We start from the raw sequence: 6,078 nt of genomic DNA, 5'->3' as shown, positions 1-6,078 counted from the left end.
ACCCCGGAATACACCCATAATATCGAACGTACACAGCTATAAAGTAAAAATCAAATTGCAATCACTGTAAACATTATCCAGTAATAAAGTATTAATTGTAAACAACATATAGTAAACAGACTTTCCACTGTAAACAAATACCAGTATACTACATACCAGACTTGTCAGCTCGTGCATAACTATTGACCTGGTGTTAACAGGGGGTTGACAAGGGGTTGACAAGGCCTTGACAAGGCTAAAGGCGAAGAAGCACCTTGTCAACCCCTTGTGTAGGGTGGGTGAACAGCTTGTCTACTTACAAGCCAGCCTAAACACGTTATTTATAAAATATTCTGGTGATATTAGTTCTGACTCCAAAACTAAGCGGTATAGCTCTGTATCGCTGTTGCTCTAATTTGTTTAAACCGTGTGTATAGCTCGCTTCAGCAAAAACTAATACATTTCCAAAACTATAGTCTGTGCCAACACCCGCTTCCAGAAGCATTACAAGGTTGCTGGTGTTGTACATCCTAATGACGTCGGCTTCGGGATCACTGATCTTTGGCAGTAGAATAATCCCGCCACCGCCGCCGCCAAATCCATAAAATCCAAAATGTTTGATGGTTCGTCGGTAACCTAAATCCATACTCAATAGGTAAGTGGTAGACCGTCCATGCATTACCCGGTTGTTTGCACCTGCATCTAAGTTTAATTGGTCGTAACCATATGCGTTTAGTCCAATCTTAGGATAAAAGAAAAAGTTTTTAGGTCCAAGGAATACCAGACCTCCTAAGGAGGTGGAAAACTTTGCATCCAAAAAGTCTCTACTTTCTGCAACTGGCAAAGAAAGACCAAAGCCACTTCGAAAATAGATCTTGTCTTTTCGAATCTGGTTCTCCTGAGCAACAGTAGGAGTTTGGCTCATCGAAAATAGGAGTCCTGACAAAATAAGGCTGAGGGGAAAAAAGCGTCTGAGCATACCGCGGGAGTTTACCGCAATATACAACCAATCTGTTGCCAGAAAAGTTAATTTCTCGTGACGATTTAAAAGCCGGCTAATTACGCACTTAAAGAGACCTTCCAAATTAAATTTGGCAATTAAGGCTTAAAAATAATGTTTTGTGCGGCTATAGAAGATCTTATATTTCAGGAATATAGGGTCTACCAGGTTATGTATTGCTTAATATAAGTGGTAGAGGGGCTAGGTTAAAGCTCGCAATATTTAAAATAAAATTTTGATTATGCATTAAACTTGCTTTGCCTTAGTGGGTTATGCCGCTTATTTAATACTGCTGTCTATTGTATGCCGCTGCAAAATCGCTGCGCATTAACTTGAACCTTTCGACCACAGTAGCAACAAAAGCATCGTCGATAATTTGAAATATCTCGTTTACTTCACCACCACTAAGATCCAGTTCAGAGAGCTTGTAGCTTTGCTCGAGGGTTCCCTGCTCGAATTTAATAATGTACTTCTGGTTCATGTTAAAGATGCTAATCTTGCAATCTGGGTGGGGTAGTTCAGCTATGATTCTCATGTTGTGCGTTTAGGTAAAATCCAAATCTAATAATTATCTCCTTTTCACAAAAACTGCAAGTTTGCACGTAGCGAATTCTTAAATTTGGATTTTAATTGAGCATTATGGCAGAAGACTTAAACATCATTACCAGCGTAGATAAAGCAGAACGGTATCAATCCTTGATTCCTCAGATTAAGGGATTGGTAACGGGTGAGCCCGATCTTATCGCTAATCTGGCAAACATTTCTGCAGCCTTAAAAGAACAGTTTGGCTGGCTATGGATTGGTTTCTATCTGGTAAAAGGGGATGAATTGGTGCTTGGGCCGTTCCAGGGGCCAGTTGCTTGTACGAGAATCAGAAAAGGTAAAGGCGTTTGTGGAACCGCATGGCAGGATGGCGAGACGATCATCGTACCAGATGTTGACGCGTTTCCAGGGCACATTGCTTGTAGTTCAGCCTCCCGGTCCGAAATCGTTTTGCCACTATTCAAGAACGGGGAAGTTGCGGGGGTATTAGACGTTGATTCTGCATCTTTAAACGAATTTGACGAAGTAGATGCCAAATATCTTGCGGAAATCACCTCCTTAATATATGGCTAAGCTAAGCTATGCTTTTTATCAAGATCTTGATGTAAATAGCCTGGCAAAGCAGTTGCTGGGTAAGCAGCTGTTTACAAACATCGAGGGCGTTATTACAGGTGGCGTTATTGTGGAAACCGAAGCATATGCGGGTGTTGAGGATAAGGCTTCTCACGCCTATGGTGGGCGACTCACAGATCGAACCAAGACAATGTACCTTGCTGGTGGCGTGTCATACGTTTACTTGTGCTATGGCATTCACCACTTGTTTAATGTGGTAACAGGGCCGCTGAATACGCCACATGCCGTACTAATCAGAGGTTTAGAACCAACTATTGGACTTGAAGAAATGCTGCAACGTAGGGGGATGCCGGTTTTGAAGCCTAATCTGACCGCCGGCCCTGGGGCATTATCCAAAGCAATGGGGATAGATCGGGCCCTAAATGGCCAGGATCTGCTTGGTGAACAAATTTGGATTGAAGATGGTCCGTTAATACCCGACGAGCGTATAGCAGCTGTACCAAGAGTCGGCGTGGGCTATGCTGCGGAACATGCCTTATTGCCTTGGAGGTACTACATTAAAGGCAATAGATTTGTCAGTAAACCCAATCGTTAAAACAATTTCTTTTTCTGTACTGTTCAGATGGTATTACCTTAAAAATGATACCATGGAAAACGAAAAAAACATAAAAGAACTAAAGGATAAGATTGAAGAGGTCCGTATTTGCATGCTCACCACCTTAGATGCTGAAGGTCGGTTTTCCAGTCGCCCGATGGGAACGGCTCATGTAGAAGAGGATGGCAGTATTTGGTTCTTTACGAATGAATATTCATTAAAATCAAAGGAGATATCCAGAGACAACGAAGTCTCGTTGGCTTACAGTAGCCCTTCAAACAATACCTATCTGTATGTTAACGGTAAAGCAGAGCTTGTTGATGATCAAGAAAGGAAAAAAGCGTATTTTATGCCACCTGTGAAGGTGTGGTTCCCTGATGGGGTTGAAGATCCAAACTTGATACTGATCAAAGTAACACCTGCTTTTGCAGAGTATTGGGATAGCAGTTCCTCTAAGATGGTAGTCGCTTTCAACATGCTTAAAGCAATTGTAACAGGTCAAAAGTCTGATGTGGGCGATCATGGCGAGATGAAGTTTTAAAATCAATCGATTTATAATGAAAAGGCAGGTAATCAATTATCTGCCTTTTTTTTGATCTTTGTGTGATGATGGTCCTGAACGTTGCAGACATTCCAAAAGAGTTTAATGATTAAAATAGCCTACTGCGACATTTATGCGCATCCACTTCCAGAAGGGCATCGCTTCCCAATGTTAAAGTATGAACTTATCCCACTTCAGCTGCTTCATACCGGAAAGATCGTGCCTGAACAACTTTTCTGTCCAGCGCCTGCAGCGGAAGCGGTGATTTTGGCTACCCACGATCAGCAATACTGGGAACAACTTAGAGATCTGACCTTGCCTTACAAGGAACAGCGTCGTATTGGTTTCCCTTTGAATGCACAACTCGTAGAGCGGGAGATACGTATTGTACAGGGTACGATCGATGGCGCCTTGCATGCAATTGCGAATGGTATCGCATTCAATGTAGCTGGTGGAACCCATCACGCCGGTTCCAATTGGGGCGAGGGTTTTTGCTTGTTGAATGATCAGGCGATTGCCGCTAAATACCTGCTTGATAATGAATTATGTGAACGTATATTAATAATTGATCTAGATGTTCATCAAGGCAATGGTACTGCCGAGATCTTCTATGATGAGCCACGGGTGTTTACTTTTTCCATGCATGGTGATAAAAATTTCCCGTTCCGAAAGGAAAAATCTGACCTCGACCTTCCACTTGAAAATGGTATTACAGGAGAAACCTACCTCAAATTACTTAGGGAGCAGCTGCCAACATTGGTAAAAAGTTTTCAACCGGATTTTGTCTTCTATCTTGCCGGTGTTGATGTATTAAGTTCTGACAAGTTGGGCAAATTAAAACTCTCAAAATCAGACACGGCCGAACGGGACAGGATTGTTTTTGAGCTTTGTAAAGCACACAATTTACCGGTTCAGGTGAGTATGGGTGGAGGTTATTCTGCCGATATAAAAGATATTGTTGATGCGCATTGTAACACTTTTATAGCTGGATTTGATATTTTTGAGCTATTATGAAGATCGTTATTGCGGAAAAGCCATCTGTAGCAAGGGAGTTGGCAAAAGTCTTTGGAGCTACAACAAAAAGAGATGGCTATATAGAGGGTAAAGGATATTCGTTCACCTGGGCATTTGGGCATCTATTACAATTGGCACCGCCCCAGGAATATGGCTTCATCGGCTGGCGCCGACAACATTTGCCAATGCTGCCTAAAAAATTCAAGCTGTCAGTACGTAAGATCAAAACGAAGGATGGTCTGATTGAGGACCCCTCTGTGCGGAAGCAGCTCGATATCATAAAGAAGCTATTCGACGAGGCTACAGAAATTATCGTTGCGACCGATGCCGGGCGGGAGGGTGAATTGATTTTCCGCTATATCTATTATTATCTTAAATGTAAAAAGCCCTTCAAGCGGTTATGGATTTCTTCCCAAACTGATGAGGCGATTAAAGAGGGATTCAGGAATCTGAAGCCAGGTACTGATTACGACACACTTTTCAATTCGGCACATTGTCGCTCTGAATCGGACTGGCTGGTTGGTATGAATGCAACGCAAGCATTAAGTATTGCTGCGGGTAATAGAACGGTGCTCTCACTCGGTAGGGTGCAAACACCCACGCTGGCGATGATTTGTGCCCGATATATCGAATCCAAGAACTTTGTGCCAAAACTATTCTATCAGTTGAGCATTTTGCTGGATAAAGACGGACAGCAGTTTAAAGCAATGTCGGTCGCTAGTTTTGACAAAAAAGAAGATGCTGAGGCATTGTTTGAGAAAATTCAGGATGTAAATAGTGGATTTCCCCTGGGTGCTTTGATTAAAGATGTAGAGTCGAAGCCGAGAAAGGAGCCACCTCCCTTATTGCATGATTTAAGCAGTATTCAGCAGGAAGCCAATAAGAAGAAGGGCTACACGGCCGATCAGACACTAAGCATTCTGCAGAGCTTATATGAAGGTAAGTTGATTTCTTATCCAAGAACAGGCAGCCGTTACATAGGGGATGATGTATTCGCTGGAATACCAAAACTGATTGATCAATTAAAAGGGCATCCGGATTTCGGTAAGAGTGCAGAATTCCTTTCTACTGTTCCTTTGAACAAAAGGAGTGTGAATGCAAAGAAAGTCACTGATCACCATGCTATCTTGCCAACTGGTGAAGTGCCTTATCACCTCAGTAGCGACAAACAAGCTGTTTATGATATGATCGTCGGCCGTATGCTGGAGGCATTTCATAAGGAGTGTATCAAAGAATTAACAAAAATCACTATTGAATCGGGCTCCGAATTCGTGGCTAACGGTACGGTGATCCGCGCTGCTGGCTGGCGTTCGGTTTTGAACGACCCTGAGGAAGACAGTAAAAGTGAGGAAAGCCTTTCCCTTCCAAAAGTGAAAAAAGAGGAATTGTTACCCATTCTGGAGAAAGCATTGGTGGAGAAACAAACGAAGCCCAAACCCCTATATAATGAGGCATCCCTTTTAAAAGCGCTGGAGACCTCGGGCAAGGAGATCGAAGATGAGGAGCTACGCTATGCCATGAAAGACAGTGGACTTGGTACGCCAGCAACAAGAGCTTCGATTATTGAGACCTTGATTACAAGAGAATATATCAGGCGTGAGAAGCGTAATCTTGTTCCATCTGACAAAGGCTTAGCAGTTTATGAGGTGGTAAAAGATCAGATGATTGCCCAGGCCGAGCTTACCGGACAGTGGGAAAAGCGATTGGAGGAAATCCGGTCGGGAGCATCAGTGTCTGAATTCAAAGAAGAGATTACAACCTATACGAGAACCATTACGGAGCAGCTTTTGGCCTGCGGGGTGAGCATCATGGAAAAGTCACCGGCTTAGTACA

General features: G+C 42.9%; 7 protein-coding genes. 5 read left to right on the top strand and 2 right to left on the bottom strand.

Annotated elements, in window-relative coordinates; translation table 11 throughout:
* Positions 1-316: 316 nt before the first annotated feature.
* A complete protein-coding gene (locus ACTHQF_RS08340) occupies positions 317-904 on the bottom strand; it encodes a hypothetical protein (RefSeq protein WP_440429625.1) in 588 nt (195 codons plus the stop codon).
* Between the two features lie 358 nt (positions 905-1,262).
* Entirely contained in the window at positions 1,263-1,514 is a 252-nt protein-coding gene (locus ACTHQF_RS08335) for a hypothetical protein (RefSeq protein ID WP_440429623.1), read from the bottom strand.
* A 104-nt stretch (positions 1,515-1,618) separates the two neighbouring features.
* On the opposite strand from ACTHQF_RS08335, the gene ACTHQF_RS08330 reads away from it, so the two are divergent.
* The 5 genes from ACTHQF_RS08330 (at position 1,619) to topB (ending at position 6,074) form a co-directional block, all read left to right on the top strand.
* On the top strand, positions 1,619-2,095 hold the full coding sequence (locus ACTHQF_RS08330; protein WP_440429621.1) for a GAF domain-containing protein: 477 nt from the start codon (positions 1,619-1,621) through the stop codon (positions 2,093-2,095).
* Positions 2,088-2,690: a DNA-3-methyladenine glycosylase gene (locus ACTHQF_RS08325; protein WP_440429620.1), complete on the top strand. Its 603-nt coding sequence runs from the start codon at positions 2,088-2,090 to the stop codon at positions 2,688-2,690. The genes ACTHQF_RS08330 and ACTHQF_RS08325 overlap by 8 nt, the downstream gene beginning before the upstream one ends.
* 52 nt (positions 2,691-2,742) lie before the next feature.
* Entirely contained in the window at positions 2,743-3,231 is a 489-nt protein-coding gene (locus ACTHQF_RS08320; RefSeq protein WP_440429618.1) for a pyridoxamine 5'-phosphate oxidase family protein, read from the top strand.
* A 105-nt stretch (positions 3,232-3,336) separates the two neighbouring features.
* Positions 3,337-4,245 (top strand): histone deacetylase family protein, encoded by a 909-nt coding sequence (locus ACTHQF_RS08315; RefSeq protein WP_440429616.1) that lies wholly within the window; start codon positions 3,337-3,339, stop codon positions 4,243-4,245.
* Positions 4,242-6,074, top strand: a complete 1,833-nt coding sequence (gene topB, locus ACTHQF_RS08310) for a DNA topoisomerase III (RefSeq protein ID WP_440429614.1) — start codon at positions 4,242-4,244, stop codon at positions 6,072-6,074. The genes ACTHQF_RS08315 and topB overlap by 4 nt, the downstream gene beginning before the upstream one ends.
* The last annotated feature ends 4 nt before the right edge of the window (positions 6,075-6,078 follow it).

Origin of the sequence: Pedobacter sp. SAFR-022 (genome assembly GCF_051965375.1) — a bacterium.
Classification (GTDB): domain Bacteria; phylum Bacteroidota; class Bacteroidia; order Sphingobacteriales; family Sphingobacteriaceae; genus Pedobacter.
Note: the sequence above shows the minus strand (reverse complement) of the source record. Positions and strands in the feature narration are given on the sequence as shown.